Here is a 23,237-nt window from a genome sequence, read left to right as displayed (position 1 = left end):
AAAAAGATTGTGGCTGGATTGCCATTTACAAGGGCAACACATTCAAGTCGGCGAAACTGTGCCAGTCTCAGAGTGGCCAGATGAACGGGATCAAGAGTGAGGCCAACAAACCAACCGTCAGGTTTAACGGCACACCAACCTTTAGAAAATCGGTGAACCTGTACCCGCCCGGCCCGTACACCATCATGTTGGTCTGATAACCGATGGGCGTCGCAAACGAAGCCGACGCCGCCACCATCACCGCAACGACCAATGGGCGTGGATCGATGCCAACTGCCTGCGCCAACGAGATTGCAATTGGTGTTACCACCACTGCAACTGCATTGTTTGAAACCAATTCGGTCAATACCGAGGTTAGCAAATACACAGCCCAAATGATAAGGAAGGGCGGCAACATGCCCAGCGCGGGTGCGATCGCCTCGACAATCAGCGTCACAGCGCCAGATTTATCGAGCGCCGCGCCGATTGCGAGCATTGAGAAGATCAGCGCCAGCAATCTGCCTTCGACAAAGGAAAACGCCTCATCCGCATCGATACAGCGGGACAGCAGGACCACCGCAACAGCCAGTATAGACAAAAGCAGAATTGGAGCGACGCCCAGCGCTGCTAACGCAACGATTCCCACCAATGCTCCAATGGCAATGGGTGCATGACTGCGACGGAAGGCACGTGCCGAGGGCTGTGTCACATCAACCATGTCCATATCTGCTGCCAGCCTTTGAATATCACCGGGTGAGCCTTCAAGCAGCAGTGTATCCCCCACGCGTACAGTCAGAGCATCCAACTGGCGCCCGATATTCTGGTTTCGGCGATGCACAGCCAAAACGTAGACGCCGTACCGACGACGCAAACGCATCGCACCCAATGTTCGCCCAACCATACGGCAACCTGGCGTAATCAGAACTTCGACCGTCTTGGTTTCAACTGCCGAGACCTGATCAACCCTCTTTAATTCCTTATTGCTTTGCAGGCTCAACAACTCAGTCATCTCGGTGCGGAGAACCACTCTGTCACCCACTTTCAGCGTGACACCTTTTAGGTTCCGGCGTAACGACTCATCACCCCGAACCACGTCGATCAACCGCACACCTTGGCGTTTGAACAGTTGAACCCCCGTAACTTCGCGGTCGATCAAGTTGCTTTCGGGTGGGATGACCGCCTCAGTAAAGAACTTCATCTTGGATCGGTCACTCAGCATTTCGGCCATGCTGTCGCGCTCTGGCAACAAACGCGGCGCTATGAAGCGCAGATAAACCATGCCGTAGATAACCAGAGCTATGCCCAGTGGGGTGACCTCAAATATCGTGAAGGCCGTCATGCCCTGCGCACGCGCGACGCCATCAACCAGAAGGTTGGTTGAGGTGCCGATCAGGGTCAACGTTCCCCCAAGAATTGCCGCATAGCTAAGCGGAATCAACAGTTTGGACGCCGAAACGTTCAGTGTGCGAGCGATTTGAATAAAGACCGGGATCATCACGACGACAACAGGTGTGTTCGACACCACTGCAGACGCGATGACGACAAACCCCATCAACAAACCGATGGCTATACGTGGATTAACCTGCGCCTGCTTTTGCGCCACGGACGTGAACGCATCAAGCGCCCCTGTTCGCACCAAAGCCCCCATGATGATGAACATGGCACCGATGGTCCATGGCGCAGGGTTAGACAGTACCGCAAGCGCGCTCTGATAGGGCAGTATACCCGTTGCAAGCATCAGGGCCACGCCGCCAATGGCGACAACTTCGGTCGGATAGACCTCGCGCAGGAACATGATGAACATCCCTGCAACAATCATCAGCGCCAGAATTGCGCTACCCGTTTCTGTCAGTTGAAGGAATTGCATTCTTGGTATTCTGTCCGAAACCTGATCTGGCACACGCGCCTATCAGCCAGTTTCACGCATTGCATGCCACAGGGCAAGCCTGACATGTGACTTAGGGGCCTGCCTGCTGCAAACGCCCACCAACGCGCACCATCTGCACAGATATTGCGCTTCCGTCGCGATCATCGGTTTCGACATACACACCGCTCAGCGTTGCCTCGCCATTGGCGGGTGTGAACCGGGCTTTGGGCATCCCGGTGATGAAACGACGCATAGGTTCTTGTTTGTCCATACCAATGACCGAGTCATAATCCCCGCACATTCCGGCATCGGTCAGGTATCCTGTCCCGCCAGTCAAAATCTGCGCATCCGCCGTCGGCACATGGGTGTGCGTACCCACCACAAGGCTGGCGCGCTTGTCGCAATAGTGGCCCATCGCCATCTTTTCAGACGTCGCCTCGCAATGCATATCGACGATAATCGCCTGCGCCTGCCCACCGCGTGGGTGCGATTTCAGAATTGGTTCGATAGCTGAGAACGGATCATCGAAGGGGCGCTTCATAAATACTTGCCCCAGTACCTGCACCACCAGCACCTTGCGTCCACCCGGCGCCGTGAACAGCCGATGACCTCGCCCCGGCGCCCCTTTGGCATAGTTCACCGGGCGCACAATGCGCGGCTCCTTCTCGATGAACTGCAACATGTCTTTCTGATCGAACGCATGGTCGCCCAAAGTGATGCAATCGGCACCGGCGTCCAAAAGCAGCTTGGCGTGATCACCACTGAGCCCCATGCCATTGGATGCATTCTCGCCGTTAACCACGACGAAATCCAACCGCCACTCCTCACGCAAACGCGGCAGGTGCTGTTGAACGGCGGCGCGACCCGAGCGCCCCATGACGTCGCCAAGAAATAATAACCTCATGTCACCCGTCCTAAGTGTGGTGCAACACAAGCACAAGTGATTAAACTGTCACCATAAACCTCAAATAATATTGGTTAGGAGAAACTTATGACCCGCTATCTTATTATTGTTACCCTGCTCGCCCCCCTCGCCGCGTGCGATCAGCCAGCCGAGCAATCAACCGAACTGGCAAACCCAGCGGCGACTTTTTGCATCGAACGGGGCGGCACGTACAATATTCAGGATGGCGACGGCGGCCAAACCGGGATCTGCACCCTGCCAGACGGAACCAAACAGGATGCCTGGGACTATTTCCGTGCTGAGCACACGGGCTAGGCCGAAAACGTCAACACGCGGCTTTCTGTGATAACCATATCCAGAGGTTGGTCCGTCGGCTCAAGCGGCAGCTCTTCTGCCTCTTGTGCATCGAAGGCAAACCCGATCGCCAATGTCGGGCGCTTACCGCGCAACCCCTCTAGCGTGCGATCATAGAATCCACCACCATATCCCAGACGACCACCCTGAGCATCAAACGCAACCAGCGGCACAATCAGGATTTCAGGATCAAAATAATCGTCGATCTCGGGTACCTTCGCACCAAATGGTCCGTCTTTCAGCGCGCCTTCCGGAGTCCAACGCGAAAATCGCAGCGGCTTTCCGGCGGCCTGAATGACGGGTACGCCGACGGCCCCGTAAGCGGCTGCTTCGGCCATTGCCGGCAACGGGTCGATCTCGGTTCGGATGGGCATGTAGCCTGAGATGGGAACACCTCGGTGCCCGGCCAAAACCTCGGACAAACGTCCTGCAGCACCCGGTAGGCGCGTGTCAAACGCCGCCTTTCGACGCGCAAAGGCCGCCTTTCGGGCAGCGGCTTTGATTTCAGTCAGATCGGTTGTGTCGGTCACAGTAGCACCATGCTGGCAAGCCCCAGAAATATGAAGAACCCCATCACGTCCGTCGTCGTTGTCACAAAGGTTCCCGATGCCAGCGCAGGGTCGATCCCCAGACGATCCAGCACCACCGGTACTACCGTACCTGCAAAGCCCGCGATGATCATGTTCACGACCAGCGCCGATCCAATCACGACACCCAGCAACGGAGAATCAAACCACATCATCCCAACGGTTCCCAACACGATGGCAAAGCATAATCCGTTGAGCATCCCAACCAGTAATTCGCGGCGGATCACGCGCCACACATTCGAACTCGTCAGGTCACGTGTCGCCAGCGCGCGTACAGCCACTGTCAGTGATTGAGTTCCAGCGTTGCCTCCCATTGAGGCAACAATCGGCATCAGGATTGCGAGTGCAACAAGCTGATCGATTGCCGCCTCAAACTGCGAAATGACCAGCGAACCACAAATCGCGGTGATCAGATTGACACCGAGCCATGGCAAGCGCCGTTTACTGGTTGCCGCTACGCTATCGGACAAAGAACTTTCATCCGAGACACCCGCAAGACGCATCATGTCTTCTTCATATTCTTCATCCAACACCACCATCGCGTCATCAATGGTAATGACGCCAACCAACCGGCCATCCGTATCCACAACCGGGGCCGAGATCAGATGGTATTGGTTGAACGCATAGGCCACATCCTCTTCGTCCTGATCGACAGGGATGGTGTGGAATTCTTCCTCGGCGAGGTCATGCAAGGGCACCTCTCGCCGGGTCGCCATCAGCTTTCCCAGTGTAACCTGCGCAACGGGCTTCAGCCGCGGGTCAACAAGGACGACATGATAGAACTGTTCTGGCAGATCATCATTGGCCCGCATGAAATCAATGGCCTGCCCCACCGTCCAGTGCTCGGGCGCCATGACGACTTCACGCTGCATAAGACGACCGGCGGAATTTTCAGGGTAGGACAACGCCTGCTCAGCGGCGACTCGTTCAGAGTCTTCAAGCGCATCAAGGATCGTCTCTTGTTGCGGCTCTTCGAGATCCTCGAGCAGATCAACGACATCGTCGCTTTCCATGTCCCGAACAGCTTCGGCCAAGACATCCGGTTTCAGAACATCGATCACTTCTTCCCGGACAGATTCATCCAGTTCTGAAAGAATATCCCCGTCAAATTCCTTATCGTACAAACGGATCAGGCCCGCCCGGTCAAAGGGGCTGATCTGTTCCAGAAGGTCGGCAATATCAGCCGCATGTAGCGGCTCCATAAGATCAATCAGCTTGGTGCGATCTTCGACCTCCACCGCATAGAGGATGGCTTCGACGGTTCGCGGATCGAGCGCATAGGCGTCCTCGTCCTGGGGCTGATCGGGTCTGGCTTCGTCACTGCCTGTCGTCATGCGCTGCCCCTTTTTTCCTGCCGATTGACCCTAGATAGAAGAAGCAGCTACCGGAAAACAATGACAATGGTCCAATTTACCCACATCTTTTGCATCCCTATGCTGGATAGCGGCCCCAAACAGGCGGAGAACACAGCAGATGGCGCAAAAGACGCTTTTGAAGGGACGCGTGCTCAGCTTCAACGGATCACCGTTCGAAGGCGAACCCACAGACGCGACCGAACTACACGAAGCCGTATTGATAGAAGATGGTCGCATCGCAGCATTGGGATCCGCGTCCGATCTTTCTGTCGCGCACCCCGAGGCCAAAGTTAAGGATTATGGCGACAAGCTTATTTCGGCGGGCTTTGTGGATCCGCATGTTCACTATCCGCAAACCGCGATGATTGCGAGTTGGGGCAAGCGGCTGATCGACTGGCTCAACAGCTACACGTTCCCGGAAGAGATGAAGTTCAGCGATCCTGACTATGCCGCTGAAATTGCAAATAGATACCTCGATTTAACGGCAGCACACGGCACTACGACAATGTGCAGCTTTTGCACTATTCATCCTGAGAGTGTTGATGCGTTTTTCTCGGCAGCCAAGGCGCGAAGTCAACGGGTTGTCGCCGGCAAAACCTGCATGGATCGAAATGCACCCGAGGGGCTGCGTGACACCGCACAGACCGGGTATGACCAGTCCAAGTCACTGCTTGAAAAGTGGCACGGGGTGGATCGCATATCCTACGCCATTACACCGCGTTTCTCGCCGACATCGACACCAGATCAGTTAGAGGCCATCGGCGCACTTTGGGCGGAGCATCCCGAATGCCTGATGCAAACCCATCTCAGCGAACAAACCGACGAAATTGAATGGGTGCGCTCTCTGTTCCCTGAGGCGCGCGACTATTTGGATACATATGAACAGTTTGGATTGTTGGGTGGAAACGGTCTCTACGGTCACGTGATCCATCTGGAGGATCGCGAACGTGACCGCTTGCGCGAGGTAGATGCAGCGCTGATCCACTGCCCCACGTCCAATACGTTTATCGGTTCTGGTCTGTTCGACATGAACGGCCTGATCCGCGAGGGGCACCGGGTTGGTCTTGCCACCGATACAGGCGGTGGTTCCAGCTTTTCGATGCTGCGCACAATGGCCGCAGCGTACGAAATTGGTCAACTGCGGGGTCGTCCGCTACATCCTTCGCAATTGCTTTGGCTTGGAACGGTTGGATCAGCTCAAACTTTGCGGATGGATGATCGTATCGGCAATATTGCGGTGGGTATGGAGGCGGATCTGGTGGTATTGGACCTTGCCTCGACTCCAGCCATCGCCCAACGCGAAGCACATGCTGATGATCTTTGGGAAGCGGTGTTCCCGACCATAATGATGGGGGATGATCGGGCTGTTGCCGAGGTCTGGATCGCCGGGCGAGCTGTTTCTAATTAATAGGAATGGGCCTGTGGCCCATGCCTCCGGCGGGGATATTTTCAGTCAGATGAAGAGCGCATCCGCTATTCTGCCAACGCGCTTGCCAGACGATTCTGGGTTTCTATGGTCTTCGGCAGGTCAATGGTGGAGATCTGACCGTCGCGCACAACCTGGCGCCCCTCGACAAACAGGTGTTTGACACGCGTTGGTCCGGCCAGAAGGAGCGCAGCTGGGTCCCAACTGCCTGCACTTTCGATGCCGCGTACGTCCCAAATGGCTATGTCAGCGCGTTTGCCAGGCATGAGCCTGCCGCAATCGGGTCGGTTCAGCACATCCGCCCCACCTCTGGTGGCAATCTCGAGCGCTTCGCGGGCTGACATGGCGTCAGCGCCATTTGCAACCCGTTGCAGAAGCATGGACTGGCGCGCCTCGGCGATCAGATTGCCGCTGTCATTGCTGGCTGAACCGTCCACTCCCAGCCCGACATGCACGCCTTGGTCGCGCATTTTGCGGACTGGCGCGATACCTGAGCCAAGACGGCAATTTGAGCATGGGCAGTGCGCAACGCCGGTTCGGCTACGCGCAAATAGGTCGATCTCGGAGCCATCCAGCTTGACACAATGGGCGTGCCAAACATCCGATCCGGTCCAGCCCAATTCCTCGGCGTATTGGCCGGGGCGGCAACCGAACTGCTCTTCAGAATAGGCGATATCCTCATCGTTTTCCGCCAGATGAGTATGTAGCATTACACCTTTATCGCGCGCGAGAAGCGCGGCATCGCGCATCAGGTCGCGACTAACCGAGAACGGAGAACACGGCGCAAGGCCAACGCGGCACATCGAACCCTCAGATGGATCGTGATAGGCATCAACCACGCGGATCATGTCCTCCAGAATGGCTTGCTCGGCTTCGACCAGAGCATCAGGAGGCAATCCACCATCACTTTCGCCGATACTCATTGCCCCGCGCGTCGGTTGAAAACGCAAACCCAATTCCGACGCGGCATGGATCGTATCTTCAAGTCGCGCACCATTGGGATAAAGGTAGAGGTGATCAGAACTGAGCGTGCAGCCAGACAGCGCCAACTCTGCCAGACCGACCTGAGCGGAGATAAACATCTCTTCAGGTCCAAAGCGGGACCAGATGGGATAAAGTGTTCGCAACCATCCAAATAGCAACGCATCCTGCCCACCGGGCACCGCGCGTGTAAGGGTTTGGTAGAGATGATGATGGGTGTTCACAAGACCAGGGGTAACAACACATCCGGCGGCATCATGTATTTCACCCCGGCTGGTCAAACCATGGCCAATCTGGGCAATCTTTCCGTCCCGAACCAACAGATCAGCGCCCACAAGCTCTTGCCGGTCATCGTCCATCGTCACGATAATGTCAGCATTCCGGATCAATATTTCTGTCATTTTTGCACTCCCGCATCCTGCCCGTCTCATGCGTGGAGTATTGGGCTGGTGGAAAACGGGCATAAGAACCAGCCGCTATCAGTTTAAATCCGCATGGGGGGTGCGGCAACCTGTTTAATATTGCTTCAGGATTTCCAGCGCCGCCGCATGAATCTCAGCATTGGCTGCTGCGAGGGCACGCCCGCCATTATGGGCAGGATTACCCTGCCAATCTGTCACAATACCACCTGCGGCTTCGATCACCGCGATTGGGGCTTGGATATCGTAGGCATTCAACCCAGCCTCGACCACCAGATCTGTTTGCCCTGCAGCAAGTAGCGCATAGGCGTAACAATCCATCCCATAACGCGTCAGCTTCGTTTTCTGAGAAACCGCCTTGAAGGCAGCGGCCTCGGCCTCGGTGCCGACCTCAGGAAAGGTGGTGAAGATGATCGCTTGATCCAAAGATCGCGTATTCCGCGTCTCGAGTTCCGCACGCCCCATTGGGCCTTTGACAAAGGCGTGCTCTGTATCTCCGATAAAGCGTTCACCGATATAGGGCTGATCGATTACGCCAAGCTTAGGTCCAGTCTCATCGCTTAGGGCGATCAGAACACCCCATGTGGGCGTACCACTTATGAATCCGCGCGTGCCGTCGATTGGGTCCAGCACCCAAATCCGTCCGCTCACCCCCTCGGAATGGCCAAACTCTTCCCCTAAAACGCCATCCTTGGGCCGGTGAATGGCCAGCACCGCACGCATCGCCTTCTCTGCTTCGCGGTCAGCTGCAGTCACAGGATCAAACCCGGCATCGAGCTTGTTGTCCGTCTTCAAGTTAGATTGGCGGAAAAACGGAAGAATGGCCGCCCGCGCCGCGTCGGCCATTTCTTCGGCAATCTCTAGATCACTTCGTAGGGTGTTTTGCATGGCTTACCCGTGCGACGGGCACCCCGCGAAGTCAAGCGATTGTATTAGGCGACGTCGCTCAGCACGCGCGCCAGTTCAAACAAGCGGCGACGCTGATTTTCCGGTATCGCATAGTACGAGCGAACGAGATCAAGCGCTTCTTTATCACCCATCAGATCTGCAGGAACTGATTTTTTGTCAGCCTCTGCTTTCTGAGCTTCTTCAAGGCCTTCAAAGAAAAAGCTGACCGGAACATCCAATGCCTCGGCAATGTCCCACAAACGCGACGCGCTTACACGGTTGGCACCCGTTTCATATTTTTGAATCTGTTGAAACTTGATACCAACTTGCTGCGCCAACTGCTGCTGGGTCATGCCAATCAGCCAGCGGCGATGCCGGACGCGTTTGCCCACATGGACATCGACGTGATGGGTCATTGGTAGTCTCCTTTACACAAACACCTGTCCGGGAAACCGCAACAGCAGCCGTGACCGCCAAGTTAGCGGGTCGCTGCTTAAGAACTTCCTAACTTAGGATCGTGCCCCCCGAACAGCACCATAGAACAATAATATTGCCGCAATCGATTCTTTTTTCAAGACGGTTGAATCTAAGAATATGGACTGTTGATTGTGGTTGAGTACCGGGATCATCACATCTGTGTATGTTCGGATACAACAAATCAGACCAGACACCTGTTTGAGAAGGGTGTTTGATTGGAATTGACAAAACGCGCGCGCTCTCCGCCTATGTGCCCTAAAATACCGGAGAACACTGATGCTGGCATTTCGTATCAAAACCAAGGGAGCAATGGCGCAAATTTGCCAAATGCCCGAGCCGACACCAGCAGCAAATCAGGTGCGGGTATCCATTCGGGCCTGCGGGCTGAACTTTGCCGATCTTTTGATGCAGAAAGGCTCCTATCAGGATACACCCGGCACACCGTTTACTCTGGGTATGGAAATTGCAGGGGTCGTTGCCGAAGTCGGAAATATTGTTACGCATCTAAAACCAGGTGACCGCGTCGCTGTTTTCTCTGGTCAGGGCGGCCTGGCCGAATCTGGTGTCTTCGATGCTGACCGCGTTATTGTCATCCCAGACACAATGAGTTTCGAAGACGCTGCCGCCATTCAGATCGCCTATGGCACCAGCCATATCGCGTTGGAGCACCGGGCACGCCTACAGGCCGGCGAAACGCTGCTGGTGACCGGAGCTGCTGGCGGCGTTGGGCTGACCGCCATCGAAATCGGGAAACTGATGGGGGCGACCGTCATCGCGCAAGCGCGCGGCGCGGACAAATTGGTGGTGGCGCAGCAGGCCGGTGCGGACCATTTGATCGATGCGGATGAGGATCTGCGTAACCGCGTTCGCGCCCTTGGCGGAGCCGACGTGGTCTATGACGCCATCGGTGGTGACGTTTTCAAGGCTGCGTTCCGCGCCACGAATCCCGAGGGCCGCCTATTGCCCATCGGCTTTGCGGGGGGTGAAGTTCCTCAGATTCCGGCCAACCATCTTTTGGTTAAAAATCTCAGTGTGATTGGCGTCTATATCGGTGGTTACCTGAAATTTCAGCCTGAAATAGTACACAATAGTTTCAGCACACTGTTTCGCTGGCACTCAGAAGGACGGATTAAACCTCATATCAGCCACATCCTGCCCTTGCAGGACGCAGCCAAGGGATTGGAATTGCTGCGTGATCGTAAATCCACCGGTAAGGTCGTCATCCAGATCAACTCGCCACTTTGAGGGGGCGCGCACTGGGGTGTGAAAAGTTTTGCCGCAGGAGATTTGCGAGCTCAGCCACATATTCCTCGCGCACTCGTTCAGCACCATAAAGGTTTATGAACTGCACCGGCAGGTCCGGAAGGACCCCAGCATGGTCGATCAGTTCCTGATGGTTGGGCTGTGTCCCCTCCAACAGTACACCCACCGCCAGATCAGCACTGACTGTTGCTTCGACCGTACGGTCTGAGTCGCTGTCGATGCTCATGTCCCATTCGATCCCAGCGTCATCCAGCGCCGCGGTCGCAACCGGACGGAAGATGCAATTGCGGCAAAACCCCAGCCGCAGAGGCTGTTGTCGCCAGGCGGACCCGTTCAGAGCTCCGACCCAGCGCAGTGGCATATGATACAAGGTTTCAGCCCTCTCGCCCGCTCCCGATTCCGTGGTCACGATCAAATCAAAACCTCCGCGCGCAAATTCTTCCTTCAGGTGACGCGTATTCGAAGTAACCAAGTTCACGTTCACGCGCGGGAAGCTGGCATTGAAGCGCTTTAGGACACGGGGGATGAACGGATGAACGACATCATGCGGCACCCCCAACACGACCTCTCCTTCAAAGGCCTGATCAGTGAGCCGCCCGATCACCTCATCATTCAACGCAATCATCCGGCGCGCATAGGCAAGCAGTTGCTCGCCGGACGCGGTCAGCGCAATGGTTCGACCGGATCGATCCAGCAGCTCCAGCCCGAGTAGCTCTTCTAACCGCTTGAGCTGCATGGAAACAGCCGATTGCGTGAGATGAAGAAATCCAGCTGCGCGGGTAACGCCGCCGTGATCCGCGACGGCAACGAATGAACGAAGCGTAGTGATGTCCAGATTTCGCATCTTCAAGATTCCTTATGGGTAACGTCAAAAACATTCATTTTTAAAATATGTCAGAATGCTCCATATAGATCAAGGAAATTGATTGAAGCACGGTGTTTCATCAGTCAAACATGAAAGGGCAATACCCATGACCCATCTAGCCATTTCGACTCTGCGCCGCATCAAAGGTAAATCGATTGGAGACCGCCTGCTCAACATGTTGAGCCTTTCGCGGCAACGGCAAAAACTGGCTCAGCTTGATGATCGCGCTTTGGAAGATATCGGAATCACCCGCTCCGAGGCAGAAGCCGAGGCTTCTCGCCCGATGTGGGATGCGCCTGACTGCTGGTACAAACACTTGTATTAATTGGACAATAGAAGAAATCTGGCGGCATTAGGGACTGCGCCGTCAGGTTTTTTGCACCAGTCGCGAAATTTGCCGACAGTTTTGCTGAGTTTTAGAGTGAAAACCCTTGAAACGAGGGCCGTACTCTCCGATATTTAGTGGGAAACCGGCCTGCAATCGCAGGCTGAGCACAGAATATTGAAGGGAGACCCTTAAATGGCACAATTCGACACGATCCGGACGGCGTCCGGGGCGCGCGCTGCCGAGATTGATGAGGGCCTGCGCGCCCATATGAACAAAGTCTACGGCACAATGTCCGTGGGTATGCTGATCACGTTTGCTGTTGCCTGGGCCGTTGGCTCAAGCCCGCAACTTCTGTCGATCTTCCGTGACCCAGTCACGCTTAGCCCGAATATCCTGGGCTGGATCGTAATGTTCGCACCTCTTGCAATGGTGTTTGGCTTTGGTGCCGCCATCAACCGCCTTTCGGCGTCTGGTGCGCAGCTGTTCTTCTATGCATTTGCAGCCGTCATGGGCCTGTCGCTGAGCTGGATTTTTGTAGCCTTCACCGGCATCTCGATCGCGCAGGTATTCCTAGTGACTTCGATCGCATTCGCGGGCCTGTCGCTTTACGGATACGTCACTAAGAAAGACCTGTCCGGCATGGGTACTTTCCTGATGATGGGCGTGATCGGTCTGATCGTCGCGATGGTCATCAACATCTTCCTGCAGTCGCCTGCGATCATGTTCGCTGTGTCGATCCTGGGTGTTCTGATCTTTGCGGGCCTGACCGCGTATGACACTCAGAAGATCAAAACGACCTATCTGCAGATGGCCCATGCGGGTGACCAGGAATGGCTAGGCAAGGCGGCCATCATGGGCGCACTGAACTTGTATCTGGACTTCATCAACATGTTCATGTTCCTGCTGCAGCTGCTTGGTAATCGCGAATAACGCGAACCTCATACTCACAGCCAAAGGGCGGGTCCGAAAAGACCCGCCCTTTTTGTTTGGATAATCGGAGGACCATTGATGTCCATCACCGCCATCTGCCCGTCACAGGCGCATCGCTTGCTGCCATTACTTCAACAGGTGCATGACCTGCACGTTCAGAAACAGCCACAGCGATACGCGCCTTTGCCAGATGACAAGGAAGTTGTTTGCTATCTTTCAGAATGGCTCAGCCACGACGCAGTGGTTGCATTGGGCTATGAGGAGAATCAAATACTGTTGGGATATGCGATTTTTGAGCTTGAGAGGCGTGCTGCGACACCTTTTCGCCGGGCGGAAACACGTGCGATGCTGCACCACATCAGCGTCGATGCCAAGCACCGTCGGAAAGGAATCGGATTAGCCTTGATAGACGAGGTTCGCGCACATGTGCTTGCTGATGGCGGAGATGTTTTGGCCACGACCTATGCAACCTTCAATACGCCTTCAGCTGAATTGATGGCGCGCGCCGGGCTAAACCCCGTGATCAGTTTCGCTGAATGGCGCGTTGAATGACGGCGAAAAAAGAAAACCCCCACTAAATTGGCGGGGGTACAAAATGGTTTGGTAATTTGGCAATCAGCTACAGTTCAGCGGCACCGCAAAACCAGAGCTGCGCTTGGACGAGCCTTTGCGGTAAACATCTCCAGCGGGCAAGCAACCGGTAAAGCGCTCGGTCCGAGCTCCGAAGTTTGCACCGATGGAATTGTCCACGCGAGTGTCCCCTTCTTCAGTTCGCAACACACCAAACAATGTCCCGTTCACACTGACCGTGCTCAGCAGCAGATTAGTGCTCTGGCCTGACAGTTGAACGGCGCTGGTATCAGTGCGCCCACCATTCTCGATAGCTACTTTCGCCATCTTGGAAAGCTCGGTCTGATCAGACGAGACCTGAACTGTTGGCAACTTGGCGAGCTCTGCCGGGATATTGGTCGCAGGTTGAACAAATGCCGCGGCTCCTTTCACATCGGATACCGTACGCGGTTCACCATCTATCCCGGTGAAACCAACACCTTCGCGGTTAAACGGATCTTCGCAGGCTGACAGGGTCAGAACTGCAAGGGCGGGTAACAAGATTTTTTTCATGGCGGTCAACATTTTGGAAAGAGTTGCTGAAGCGTAGCGGCATGGAGTGCGTAAAAGCAAGCCGCCCGCACCCAGAACACCCGAGGGGCTGATGCGCCCCTGCAACGCCCATGTTTCGCACCGACGCGCTGTGGGACGCCTCAAACCAACAAAAAAAGGACCCTGCATCGGCAGAGTCCTTTTTCAAAAATTCAGGTCAGAGGGCAGATTACTTGATCTTGCCTTCTTTGTACTCGACATGTTTCCGAGCAACCGGATCGTATTTACGAATGGTCATTTTCTCGGTCATGGTGCGCGCATTCTTTTTGGTCACGTAGAAGTGGCCCGTGCCCGCGGTCGAGTTCAGACGGATCTTGATTGTCGTCGGCTTCGCCATGGTTATCTCCTGCGTCCGAAAAGGCAGGGGCCTTTCGGTTGAATCCTTATGAGCGTGCGCTTTTAACCGCTCATGCGCCCAAGTCAACCAGATTCGCCGTGTTCCTGGAACAATTCCCTACTCCACCTCAACGGTGTGTCGCTTGGTGTGTTCACGGAACTGTGATAGGGTCGCTGTGACCAAAGAGCCCCTGTTGCGATCATGGGCAAATTCTGACCGGGACTATCGTCCGGCACCCTACACCACTCACATCAATAGTATCGCCCGGGTTACCCGGGTGTTCCTGAATTGCAGGCGTCTCAGCAAGCAATCTGGCCATGGAACCGGCCAGTCGGATGGTTCCAATTAGACTTAAACAGTGGGAGGTTTTCATGCCTGTATTCATCACTTACGCATCCTACTCATCCGAGGCCGTTCAGGCGATGGTTGCCAATCCTCAGGATCGTACCGGCCCGGTCAGTGCGCTGCTTGAGAAAGCGGGCGGAAAACTGATCTCATTCTACGTCACCACCGGTAGCAACGATGTTGTTGTCATCAGCGAGGTCCCCGACGGCACTGATGCGGTCGCAATCGGGATGGCCGTCGCCAGCACGGGTGCAGTATCGAAAATCGAAACCGTGCGCGCATGGTCTGCCAAAGAGTTCGTTTCGGTCGCTGCAAAAGCAGCAACGCTAACCGGGGTGTATACGCCGCCGACGGGCTGAGGAATTATGCGCGGAGGGCCTGTAAGCCGGATCCTGTTCCGGGGTTGCCCCCTTCGATGACCATTCCTCTAGGCCGTGCATTGCTGCGCGGCTCGAGCTGCCAACCCGGTCCCTCTCGGCCAAAGCGAGCCTAGCGGCGGTATCGGTTTGCACCGACCGGCCCGCGCGGGGACCCTATTCGGCATTGCTCCCGGTGGGGCTTGCCGTGCCGCCACTGTTGCCAGCGGCGCGGTGGGCTCTTACCCCACCGTTTCACCCTTACCTCGGGCCAAGGCCCGCGGCGGTCTGATTTCTGTGGCGCTTTCCGTCGGGTTTCCCCGCCCGGGCGTTACCCGGCACCGTTGCCTTGTGGAGTCCGGACTTTCCTCTCGGGCATATGCCCCAGCGGCCATCCGGCCCTCCGCGCGAGGTGTTGCGTATGCTTTGGGAGAGGCTACGTCAAGAGCGGTTGGAGGATGAAGGGGCCAGCCCCTTCTTGGCCTTCGGTCAATTCAACCCCGGGATATTTTTGGCCCGATGAAGTGCGGATCAGGTCGGATGTGGAGGAAGGGCCAGCGCTTTGAAATCGTCAGGGTGCAATGGGCCTTTGGCCCAGGGACGGTGGCGCAGGCGAATGGTTTTGAGCAGGATGTCATCATCGACATCAGCTGTATATCCCCGAACTTGCGCCAGCTCCCGGAACGTCGTTTCGGAAGGCGCTTCGGTGCCAGTTGGAGCGGCAAGGCTTTGAAGTTCCAGTCTTTGCCAATCAAAACGGGGGCCTGGGTCGGTCTTGCGCCCGGGTGCCATGTCGGAATGTCCAATGATACCGTCCGGGGGGATCGACCAGCGCCGCATGAGTTTGGACAGAAGCTGTTCCAGCGCGTTCATCTGAGGCTCGGAGAACGGGTGATCGCCCTGATTGTCCAACTCGACGCCAATGGAACTGGAATTGATATCCGTCTGCCCGTGCCACTCCCCGGCCCCGGCATGCCAGGCACGGTCTTCCTCGCGCACAAGCTGCCAGAGCACGCCATTGCGGCCGATCAGATAGTGAGCGGAAACTTCAGGACCGGGATCGCAAAGGCGCTCGAGCGCAGCTGATGCGCTTTCCATTGCGGTATAGTGCAGAACGATCAGCGCAGGCTTCAACCCATCGCGCCGGGGGCCGAAATTGGGCGATGGATGCCAGATCGGCGAAAGCTCAGTTGTTGACGGCACTGCGGAACGCACTGGGGTCCCAGCCGCAGGCATAGCCGTCGCCATCCGGGTCCAGACCTTTACGGTCGCGCTGGGGACCGCCATTGGATAGAAATTCGATCTGGGCCTGATCCGGCGAAGCGAATTGCGCACAGTTCCGTTCGGCTTTGGCCTTTAAATTGAACCCTGCACGGCTGTAGAGCTGGGTTCCGACGGGGTTTGACGTGTTCAACGCGTATTGCACGATGTTGGGCTGTCCATCTGTACCGCGCTGTGGAACCGCGGTTGGCGCGACAACTTCATATGTCTGTCGGTTCTGTTCGATCTGCGCCGCATCTGCATCGATACTACGCCTATTTGAAACGGCTTCAAAATCCTGTTCGTCAGAAATGCCTGTGTTGTTTGTCACTGGGGCAATTAAGCCTTGCTGGTCAGACGTACTGGCCAGCGCCACAGCCGTCTGGTTTGCAATATCAGCCGCACTGCCGTCATTCAGAGGAGCACCTTGCGCCGAAAGCGGCTGCTCTGAAATCGCTTCGGGTGGCAGCAACGGGTTACCAGCCAGCCCCTGCCCGGTTAGTTCAGCCTCGCGTTGGGCCTGGTACTCCGGCGTATTGAACCCAGTGCCCGATACAGGGGCGACCGTATCACAGGCTGCTACCAGCCCGAGGGTCGAAATCAGAAGCAATTTACGCATTCGGCTGCTCCGCCTTCTTGTCGTTCTGCCGGTCAGAGAATTACCACCATTTGCCCGGCTTGGCCACAAACCCGGCGGCATTCTCAAGCGCGTAGGCGGTGTTGAGCAGATCGCCCTCTTCCCATGGGCGGCCGATCAGTTGCAGACCCAGCGGCAGTCCCTGAGCGTCCAGTCCTGCAGGAACCGAGATACCGGGCAAGCCAGCTAGGTTCACGGTCACGGTGAACACGTCGTTCAGATACATTTGAACCGGATCAGCTTCGGTCATCTCACCCAGGCCGAACGAAGCCGAAGGTGTGGCCGGGGTCAGGATTGCGTCAACGCCAGTCGCGAAGACATCTTCGAAGTCTTTCTTGATCAGTGTCCGCACTTTGCGGGCGCGGTTGTAGTAGGCGTCATAGAAACCCGCCGACAACACATATGTGCCGATCATTACCCGGCGCTGGACCTCGGGGCCGAAGCCTTCCGCGCGGGTCTTTTCATACATTTCGGTGATTCCGTCACCTTGTGCCAGCTGCGCGCGGCGACCATAGCGGACACCGTCATAGCGGGCAAGGTTCGAAGACGCCTCAGCAGGAGCAATCACATAATATGCAGGTAGTGCGTATTTGGTGTGCGGCAGCGAAATATCGACGATCTCAGCCCCTGCGTCTTTCAGCATAGCAGCGCCATCAACCCAGAGCTTTTCGATCTCAGCGGGCATACCGTCCATGCGGTATTCTTTGGGAATACCGATTTTCTTACCCTTGATATCGCCGGTCAGCATTGCCTCAAAATTCGGCACAGCCAATTCGGCGCTGGTGGAATCCTTGGGGTCATGGCCACACATGGTTTCCAGCATGATCGCTGCGTCACGTACGTTCTTGGTCATCGGGCCGGCCTGATCCAGCGACGAGGCGAAGGCAACGATGCCCCAGCGTGAGCAGCGGCCATAGGTCGGTTTGATGCCGGTAATGCCAACAAATGCGGCAGGCTGCCGGATCGAACCGCCGGTATCAGTGCCGGTCGCAGCCAGACACAGATCAGCAGAAACAGCCGAGGCCGAACCACCAGACGAGCCGCCTGGTGTTAGCTGAGCCTCGTCGTTGCCACGCCGCCACGGGCTGACGGCGTTACCATAAACGGAGGTTTCGTTGGACGAGCCCATGGCGAATTCGTCCATGTTCAGCTTGCCCAGCATCACGGCACCTGCGTCAGCCAATTGCTGAGACACAGTGGATTCGTATTCGGGCTTAAAGCCATCGAGTATCTTGGATGCGGCCTGCGAAGGAACACCTTTGGTGCAGAACAGATCTTTTATACCGATCGGCAAGCCGCACATCGAAGGGGCGTCGCCCGCCTTGATCCGATCATCTGCGGCCTTTGCACGCTCAATCGCAATCTCGGGCGTCTTGTGGACGAACGCGTTCAGCGCATCGGCTTCATCAATGGCTGTCAGGCAGGCATCCGTCAGTTCAACCGAAGTTACATCGCCGGCACGCAACGCGTCGCGGGCTTCGGCCAGCCCCAGTTTGTTCAGTTCGCTCATGACCTACTCCACAACTTTGGGAACAGCGAAGAACCCTTCGCGCGCATCGGGGGCATTGGACAGAACTTTGTCCTGCTGGTTTCCGTCAGTGACTTCGTCCTGACGACGCTTCAGACGCATCGGCGTGACCGAGACCATCGGCTCGACACCTTCGACATCCACTTCGTTCAGTTGCTCGATGAAACCAAGGATGGTGTTAAACTCGGATGCCAGCGCAGGCAGCGCGTCATCCTCAACCTTGATCCGGGCGAGTTTGGCCACCTTGGCGGCGGTGCTTTGGTCTATCGACATCGGAAAACCTCATATGCGTTAAGGGGCGTTTACCCGTCTGTCGCATCACTCGCAAGACCGGTCACCGGATGACGCCGTCGTGCGTACACTATTCGCCAGCAGCCATGCGTTTTTGAATGGCCCATATGCAAATCAGTGAACTGATTAGTTCACTTTTGACATTGAAAACTGAACCGAACTGTTCATTTCAATGGTGTGACACAATACGAAACCGGAGACAGCATATGAAAACCTTTGTCCCTGCATTCATCTTGGCCGCCGTGGTTCTGACATCCCCCGCCCTGGCATTGGGGTTAGACATGAACAATCTGACCCGAAACCTCAGCTTCCCTCAGCCAGTATCCGAGCCTGTGACCAAAGACCAAACCCAGACAGGCAAGTAGGCCTGCCCCATGTGCCGGATCGGTTTCCCCCTCCTGATCCGGCACTTTTTCCAAATCACCGCTGTACCCTGACCGACAAGTCGTTAGCATGACCAAAGACCATCTGCCGAAACACCCACAGGTGACGATCAGGCGAGCTAACGGAGCAGAACATGAGCGCACGCAAGCAAGCAGTACTGAACGCAATTGACGCCGCCAATGCGGAAGATCCCAATATGGAAAACGGGCAGCCCGCAGAACTGCTGTATGGCCAGCGCATGAGTGCCGAGCTTGATCGCCTTTTCCCAAATGCATCTGATGCACTACAGATTGCCGCGCGCGGGCAGCATGTCGAACGCTGGAAGCTGAAGCGCACCGAATATCCGGAAGGGCGTGCCGGTTATCTGGCATGGCGCAAGGCACAAGGTGTTTACCACGCGGACGTGGTCCGAGGCTTTATGGAACAAGCCGAATACGGTGCGGATCAAATCGAAGCAGTCGAACAGATGCTGCGCAAACAAGGCATCAAGCGCCATGCCGACGTGCAGGCGCTTGAGGATGTGATCTGTTTCGTTTTCCTGAAATGGTATTTTGAACCCTTCGCAGCGAAGCATTCAGCCGAGAAAATTCAGCGCATCGTAGAAAAAACCGCCATCAAGATGTCCGCCGAAGGCCGCGCCAGAGTTTTGGCGGAATTTGATCTGCCCGAGGCTTTGGCGGCAGCATTCCGTGACTGACCTCAAGTGATTCCAAGGTACTGGTAGCCCGCCAATGTGTTTTGGTTTGGCCTCAAGTACCCGGCGCAGTCGTAACAGGCACCTTCCGAACGGCACGCAGATATACCTCGATCATCCAGCCAAGCATGGTGGCGTTCAGGATGTGCCACATGAAATGCGTTCCGATGGGAAAGTGACCGCAGGTTGGCTCATCCAAGGCTCGAAAAATGATCGAGGCGATCAGAATGCCAGCCCCGATCGCCAAGCCGCGCGCTGTATCGGGTGCTCGCGACCTCAACAGTAAAGCATAAATCAGGATCAATAGCGGCACCGGTGCATAGGCTGCTGAAGCGCCCAAACCCGGCACCAGCTGAAACACGGGAATCGTCAACGCCGCATAGGGAATGAACAGCGCGGTCAGACCCAGCGCATAAACGGGCCGCATCCCCCAGACATCCCGGTTCACCGCAAAGATATAAACCAAAATATAAAGCAAGATCGGCGTTGTATCAGCTATCGCGGCCCAAACCTGTGCATGCGTATGAAACAGGTAGCTGCCGACACCAATCATTGTCAGTATCACAACCAAAGCCATCGCCAGCGGTGCACCCTGCCCTCGCACCCTGCGCCACATGACGAATGCCGCAACAAGAAACGCCACATTGGTCACGGCGTTTATCGGCTCGGCCCAATACGATGGCGAGAGCCGCTCGCAATAACCGTCAATATACTGCGTCCAGTCCATGGATTTTTACATAGCCGATGCTAGGCTGACGCCAAGCAGAATTTGGGAGGGTTCACTATGGATATTATTTGGCTGGGACATGGCAGCTTTCGCATCGAAACATCGGGGCAGGTCCTGCTCGTCGATCCCTGGCTGACGGGGAACCCGTCATTGCCCGAAGATCAGCATGATGCGGCGGTGGCGGGTGCAACCCATATCCTACTAACCCATACCCATTTCGATCATGTCGTTGATGTATTGCCACTGGCCAAACATCTGAATGTTCCCGTCGTGGGACAGTACGATCTGATGGGCTATTGGGCCGAGGCGGAAGGGATCGAAACAGTTGGTTTCAATAAAGGCGGCACAGTTGACCTCAGCGGTATCAAGGTATCGATGGTCCCAGCCTCGCACAGTTCGACCTTTTCAACCCCCGACGGATTGCGTACCGGTGGGACCGAAGTCGGGTATATGATCTCAACCGAGGGCCGAATGGTGTACGTCTCTGGCGACACCGATATCATGGCGGATATGGATTGGATGGGGGAATACTACAAACCCGATATCGGCATCCTATCCGCTGGCGGTCACTTTACCATGGACATGAAAGGTGCGGCCTACGCGGCCAAACGGTACTTTGACTTCAAAACGATTATTCCGTGCCACTACCAAACCTTTCCGATTCTCGAACAATCAGCTCAGGCCCTGATTGACGGCCTGCCGGGCGTCGATGTGATCGAACCCGAAGTGATGAAAGCGATTTCTCTCTGATGCCCGCCACAGATTTCAGCGCCCAAGAATTTGCCGACCGTATCGCGAAGACCCGCGCAGCTATGGAACGGCAGGGGATCGAAACCCTGCTGATAACCGACCCATCGAACATGGCGTGGCTTACCGGTTACGACGGGTGGAGTTTTTATGTACCCCAGATGGTCATCCTTCCAGCGGAGGGTTCTCCACTATGGTGGGGGCGCACGCAGGACAAGGCCGGTGCAGCGCAGACCACATGGATGGATGGATCTGATCTTCTGGACTGGCCTGAGGAGCACGTTCAACACCCCGACCACCATCCCGTCGATTCCCTCGCCAAACTTTTGCGGGACCGCGGATGGACTTCGGCACTGGGTGTCGAAATGGACAACTACTACTACTCGGCCGCCAGTCATCGCATACTGCAGAACGCATTCGGAGACGCTGCGATTTTGGATGCCACTGGCCTGGTAAACTGGCAGCGCGCGGTCAAAAGCGACGCTGAGGTCGAAATGATGCAAAAAGCGGGGCGGCTTACTGCCCATATGCATCGGGTGTTGCGCGATGCGTTCCGCGAAGGGCTGCCAAAAAACCAACTGGTTGCCGAAGTTCAGGCAGCAGGGATCGTCGGATTGCCGGGACTGGCCGGGGACTATCCCGCAATCGTTCCAATCGCCCCTTCAGGTACCGAGGCGTCTGCTTCGCACATCACCTGGAACGACAGACCCTTAACACAGGATGAGGCAACTTACTTTGAAATCTCAGGGTGCTATCGCCGTTATCATTGCCCGGCCAGTCGCAGCCTGTTTCTGGGTGATCCTCCGGAAGATATTCGCCGCGCCGAGGCTGCTGTGCTCAGGGCCATCGATGATGCCTTGAGCGCGGCGCGTCCGGGCACAACTTGCGAAGAGGTCGCGAACTGTGTCTACGAGAGTTTCGCCCGCGCCGGATATGTCAAAGCCAACCGCACCGGCTATCCGATCGGATTAAGTTACCCTCCCGATTGGGGTGAACGCACCATGAGCCTGCGGCCGGGTGACACGACCGAACTTCAGGAAAATATGACCTTCCATTTGATGCCCGGGCTCTGGACTTCGGATTGGGGGCTGGCGATCACCGAGAGCTTTTTGGTTACTGCCAATGGTGGCCAGCCTTTGGCGGACATCCCTCGGGAACTTGTGGTGAAATCCAAATGAATCAGCCTATTCGCCCATCGCCGGAGTTGATCGCGGTGGTGCGACGCTGGAATGACGCTGTCCGAGCCAAAGATGGAGCGGCGCTTTATAACATGCTGTCGACGTCTGAGTACCTGCGGTATCAAGGCTCAGCGGATGGGGAGATTTGGTCAGGCTCGCTATTCCGAAAGGGTTTCCCTGATCATGTGGCCGAAATTCCCGACTACAGTTGGGAAGAACACAGCCTAGAGGCATTTGAATGCGGTGCAGTTGGTTGGGCCCATTGCGTTGCAACGCTTCGCTTTGCCACGAACCAAAAAGCAATGTTGCACAGGTTCACCTTCATCCTGCATCTCGAAGACGGTGTGTGGAAGATGGTGCACTGCCACGTGTCCAATCCGATCCCTAACATGGAAAAAATCGGTATCGAACACAAAGCCCTAGACGCGCTGATAGCAGCCGCACGCGACGGGTTTCGTCAGAATCAGCGCGAGGGCATGGCTTCGGTTATGTTCACTGACATCGTCAATTCATCGGCTATTGCCGACAAGCTGGGCGACCGGATCTGGATCGATGCGGTCCAAAAACACTTTGAATTGGCTCGTGACGTCATCGAGGCTCAGAGCGGAACGCTGGTAAAGTCGCTGGGGGATGGAACCATGTCCAGCTTCTCGTCGGCGCGGGCGGCACTGATGGCCGCAGTCGACCTGCAGCGGCGCAACGCCAGTGAATTGGGTGAACCAACGCTGCAGATTCGCGTCGGCATACATACGGGAGATGTGATCCAGACCGATGACGATTTCTTTGGTACGGTGGTGAACAAGGCCGCCCGGATCGCGGCCTCAGCCGCACCGGGTGAGGTCCGTTTGTCCGACGCAACCCAGCTTTTAGCGGACGGGCAAGATGGGTTGACCTTTGGCACACCAAGATCAGTTTCACTGAAAGGTTTGCCCGGCAATCACACGATCTATAGCCTGAGTTGGTAGCGCG

Annotated in this window: 27 protein-coding genes and 1 other RNA gene; 12 read left to right on the top strand and 16 right to left on the bottom strand. The window is 56.0% G+C overall.

Features of this window, described 5'->3' with window-relative positions:
* Window positions 1-67: 67 nt before the first annotated feature.
* Both ACR0JR_RS07600 and ACR0JR_RS07595 read right to left on the bottom strand, forming a co-directional pair.
* Window positions 68-1,846: an SLC13 family permease gene (locus tag ACR0JR_RS07600; protein WP_480455654.1), complete on the bottom strand. Its 1,779-nt coding sequence runs from the start codon at window positions 1,844-1,846 to the stop codon at window positions 68-70.
* Window positions 1,847-1,937: 91 nt separating this feature from the next.
* The gene (locus ACR0JR_RS07595) at window positions 1,938-2,750 is read right to left on the bottom strand and encodes a TIGR00282 family metallophosphoesterase (protein WP_170772941.1); all 813 of its coding nucleotides are present in this window, start codon (window positions 2,748-2,750) and stop codon (window positions 1,938-1,940) included.
* Between the two features lie 87 nt (window positions 2,751-2,837).
* Here ACR0JR_RS07595 and ACR0JR_RS07590 point away from each other — a divergent pair, with 87 nt between their 5' ends.
* A complete protein-coding gene (locus ACR0JR_RS07590; protein WP_170472553.1) occupies window positions 2,838-3,065 on the top strand; it encodes a putative hemolysin in 228 nt (75 codons plus the stop codon).
* Here the strand turns inward: ACR0JR_RS07590 and ACR0JR_RS07585 are convergent.
* Together ACR0JR_RS07585 and mgtE are read right to left on the bottom strand one after the other, a co-directional pair.
* The gene (locus ACR0JR_RS07585) at window positions 3,062-3,634 is read right to left on the bottom strand and encodes a 5-formyltetrahydrofolate cyclo-ligase (RefSeq protein WP_480455653.1); all 573 of its coding nucleotides are present in this window, start codon (window positions 3,632-3,634) and stop codon (window positions 3,062-3,064) included. The two genes, ACR0JR_RS07590 and ACR0JR_RS07585, sit on opposite strands and share 4 nt — an antisense overlap.
* Complete coding sequence (gene mgtE, locus ACR0JR_RS07580) at window positions 3,631-5,025, bottom strand: magnesium transporter (RefSeq protein WP_170772937.1); 1,395 nt, start codon at window positions 5,023-5,025, stop codon at window positions 3,631-3,633. The genes ACR0JR_RS07585 and mgtE overlap by 4 nt, the downstream gene beginning before the upstream one ends.
* Window positions 5,026-5,164: 139 nt before the next feature.
* Between mgtE and guaD the strand changes: the two genes are divergently transcribed.
* Complete coding sequence (guaD, locus tag ACR0JR_RS07575; protein ID WP_480455652.1) at window positions 5,165-6,454, top strand: guanine deaminase; 1,290 nt, start codon at window positions 5,165-5,167, stop codon at window positions 6,452-6,454.
* A 65-nt stretch (window positions 6,455-6,519) separates the two neighbouring features.
* Here the strand turns inward: guaD and ACR0JR_RS07570 are convergent, their stop codons facing one another.
* From ACR0JR_RS07570 to ACR0JR_RS07560, 3 genes are all read right to left on the bottom strand, one after another.
* Window positions 6,520-7,854 carry an 8-oxoguanine deaminase gene (locus ACR0JR_RS07570; protein ID WP_480455651.1) on the bottom strand — a complete coding sequence of 445 codons (1,335 nt, stop codon included), beginning with the start codon at window positions 7,852-7,854 and terminating at the stop codon, window positions 6,520-6,522.
* 114 nt (window positions 7,855-7,968) lie between these two features.
* Window positions 7,969-8,760, bottom strand: coding sequence for a histidinol-phosphatase (gene hisN / locus ACR0JR_RS07565; RefSeq protein WP_480455650.1), 792 nt, complete (start codon window positions 8,758-8,760; stop codon window positions 7,969-7,971).
* 44 nt (window positions 8,761-8,804) lie between these two features.
* Window positions 8,805-9,176, bottom strand: a complete 372-nt coding sequence (locus tag ACR0JR_RS07560) for a helix-turn-helix domain-containing protein (protein ID WP_010441908.1) — start codon at window positions 9,174-9,176, stop codon at window positions 8,805-8,807.
* A 337-nt stretch (window positions 9,177-9,513) separates the two neighbouring features.
* Between ACR0JR_RS07560 and ACR0JR_RS07555 the strand changes: the two genes are divergently transcribed.
* Window positions 9,514-10,482, top strand: a complete 969-nt coding sequence (locus tag ACR0JR_RS07555; protein ID WP_480455649.1) for an NADPH:quinone oxidoreductase family protein — start codon at window positions 9,514-9,516, stop codon at window positions 10,480-10,482.
* Here the strand turns inward: ACR0JR_RS07555 and ACR0JR_RS07550 are convergent.
* On the bottom strand, window positions 10,466-11,344 hold the full coding sequence (locus ACR0JR_RS07550) for a LysR family transcriptional regulator (RefSeq protein ID WP_480455648.1): 879 nt from the start codon (window positions 11,342-11,344) through the stop codon (window positions 10,466-10,468). The two genes, ACR0JR_RS07555 and ACR0JR_RS07550, sit on opposite strands and share 17 nt — an antisense overlap.
* A gap of 127 nt (window positions 11,345-11,471) precedes the next feature.
* Here ACR0JR_RS07550 and ACR0JR_RS07545 point away from each other — a divergent pair, with 127 nt between their 5' ends.
* The 3 genes from ACR0JR_RS07545 to ACR0JR_RS07535 all read left to right on the top strand — a co-directional run bounded on the left by ACR0JR_RS07545 (window position 11,472) and on the right by ACR0JR_RS07535 (window position 13,175).
* Complete coding sequence (locus ACR0JR_RS07545) at window positions 11,472-11,690, top strand: DUF1127 domain-containing protein (RefSeq protein WP_170472574.1); 219 nt, start codon at window positions 11,472-11,474, stop codon at window positions 11,688-11,690.
* Between the two features lie 195 nt (window positions 11,691-11,885).
* A complete protein-coding gene (locus ACR0JR_RS07540; protein ID WP_010441904.1) occupies window positions 11,886-12,623 on the top strand; it encodes a Bax inhibitor-1/YccA family protein in 738 nt (245 codons plus the stop codon).
* 78 nt (window positions 12,624-12,701) lie between these two features.
* Window positions 12,702-13,175 (top strand): GNAT family N-acetyltransferase, encoded by a 474-nt coding sequence (locus ACR0JR_RS07535; RefSeq protein ID WP_480455647.1) that lies wholly within the window; start codon window positions 12,702-12,704, stop codon window positions 13,173-13,175.
* A 63-nt stretch (window positions 13,176-13,238) separates the two neighbouring features.
* Here ACR0JR_RS07535 and ACR0JR_RS07530 read toward each other — a convergent pair whose 3' ends face one another.
* Both ACR0JR_RS07530 and rpmG read right to left on the bottom strand, forming a co-directional pair.
* Window positions 13,239-13,745, bottom strand: coding sequence for a lipoprotein (locus tag ACR0JR_RS07530; RefSeq protein WP_158005272.1), 507 nt, complete (start codon window positions 13,743-13,745; stop codon window positions 13,239-13,241).
* Between the two features lie 208 nt (window positions 13,746-13,953).
* The gene (gene rpmG, locus ACR0JR_RS07525; RefSeq protein WP_010441901.1) at window positions 13,954-14,121 is read right to left on the bottom strand and encodes a 50S ribosomal protein L33; all 168 of its coding nucleotides are present in this window, start codon (window positions 14,119-14,121) and stop codon (window positions 13,954-13,956) included.
* Between the two features lie 371 nt (window positions 14,122-14,492).
* Between rpmG and ACR0JR_RS07520 the strand changes: the two genes are divergently transcribed.
* A complete protein-coding gene (locus ACR0JR_RS07520; protein WP_319544944.1) occupies window positions 14,493-14,825 on the top strand; it encodes a GYD domain-containing protein in 333 nt (110 codons plus the stop codon).
* Window positions 14,826-14,831: 6 nt separating this feature from the next.
* On the opposite strand, the gene rnpB is transcribed toward ACR0JR_RS07520, so the two are convergent.
* The 5 genes from rnpB to gatC all read right to left on the bottom strand — a co-directional run bounded on the left by rnpB (window position 14,832) and on the right by gatC (window position 18,520).
* An RNA gene (gene rnpB / locus ACR0JR_RS07515) (RNase P RNA component class A) lies at window positions 14,832-15,229 on the bottom strand.
* Window positions 15,230-15,353: 124 nt separating this feature from the next.
* Window positions 15,354-16,070, bottom strand: a complete 717-nt coding sequence (locus ACR0JR_RS07510; RefSeq protein ID WP_480455646.1) for an N-acetylmuramoyl-L-alanine amidase — start codon at window positions 16,068-16,070, stop codon at window positions 15,354-15,356.
* Entirely contained in the window at window positions 16,009-16,701 is a 693-nt protein-coding gene (locus ACR0JR_RS07505) for a hypothetical protein (protein WP_319544946.1), read from the bottom strand. The genes ACR0JR_RS07510 and ACR0JR_RS07505 overlap by 62 nt, the downstream gene beginning before the upstream one ends.
* 40 nt (window positions 16,702-16,741) lie before the next feature.
* Window positions 16,742-18,229, bottom strand: a complete 1,488-nt coding sequence (gatA, locus tag ACR0JR_RS07500) for an Asp-tRNA(Asn)/Glu-tRNA(Gln) amidotransferase subunit GatA (RefSeq protein ID WP_480455645.1) — start codon at window positions 18,227-18,229, stop codon at window positions 16,742-16,744.
* 3 nt (window positions 18,230-18,232) lie between these two features.
* Window positions 18,233-18,520, bottom strand: coding sequence for an Asp-tRNA(Asn)/Glu-tRNA(Gln) amidotransferase subunit GatC (gene gatC / locus ACR0JR_RS07495; RefSeq protein WP_170472591.1), 288 nt, complete (start codon window positions 18,518-18,520; stop codon window positions 18,233-18,235).
* A gap of 224 nt (window positions 18,521-18,744) precedes the next feature.
* Between gatC and ACR0JR_RS07490 the strand changes: the two genes are divergently transcribed.
* Window positions 18,745-18,903 (top strand): hypothetical protein, encoded by a 159-nt coding sequence (locus tag ACR0JR_RS07490; protein WP_480455644.1) that lies wholly within the window; start codon window positions 18,745-18,747, stop codon window positions 18,901-18,903.
* 152 nt (window positions 18,904-19,055) lie between these two features.
* A complete protein-coding gene (locus tag ACR0JR_RS07485) occupies window positions 19,056-19,619 on the top strand; it encodes a DUF4202 domain-containing protein (protein WP_480455643.1) in 564 nt (187 codons plus the stop codon).
* A gap of 52 nt (window positions 19,620-19,671) precedes the next feature.
* On the opposite strand, the gene ACR0JR_RS07480 is transcribed toward ACR0JR_RS07485, so the two are convergent.
* Window positions 19,672-20,343 carry a ceramidase domain-containing protein gene (locus ACR0JR_RS07480; protein WP_480455642.1) on the bottom strand — a complete coding sequence of 224 codons (672 nt, stop codon included), beginning with the start codon at window positions 20,341-20,343 and terminating at the stop codon, window positions 19,672-19,674.
* A 57-nt stretch (window positions 20,344-20,400) separates the two neighbouring features.
* On the opposite strand from ACR0JR_RS07480, the gene ACR0JR_RS07475 reads away from it, so the two are divergent.
* From ACR0JR_RS07475 to ACR0JR_RS07465, 3 genes are read left to right on the top strand one after another with little or no spacing between them, the layout of a single operon-like run.
* Window positions 20,401-21,093: a metal-dependent hydrolase gene (locus tag ACR0JR_RS07475; protein WP_480455641.1), complete on the top strand. Its 693-nt coding sequence runs from the start codon at window positions 20,401-20,403 to the stop codon at window positions 21,091-21,093.
* Entirely contained in the window at window positions 21,093-22,268 is a 1,176-nt protein-coding gene (locus tag ACR0JR_RS07470; RefSeq protein ID WP_480455640.1) for a M24 family metallopeptidase, read from the top strand. The genes ACR0JR_RS07475 and ACR0JR_RS07470 overlap by 1 nt, the downstream gene beginning before the upstream one ends.
* Window positions 22,265-23,233, top strand: coding sequence for an adenylate/guanylate cyclase domain-containing protein (locus ACR0JR_RS07465; RefSeq protein ID WP_480455639.1), 969 nt, complete (start codon window positions 22,265-22,267; stop codon window positions 23,231-23,233). Before ACR0JR_RS07470 ends, ACR0JR_RS07465 begins: the two co-directional genes overlap by 4 nt.
* Window positions 23,234-23,237: the final 4 nt, after the last annotated feature.

The organism is Ruegeria sp. AA3, assembly GCF_056542905.1.
The sequence above is the reverse complement of the archived record's forward strand: the minus strand, read 5'-3'. Positions and strand labels throughout refer to the sequence as shown.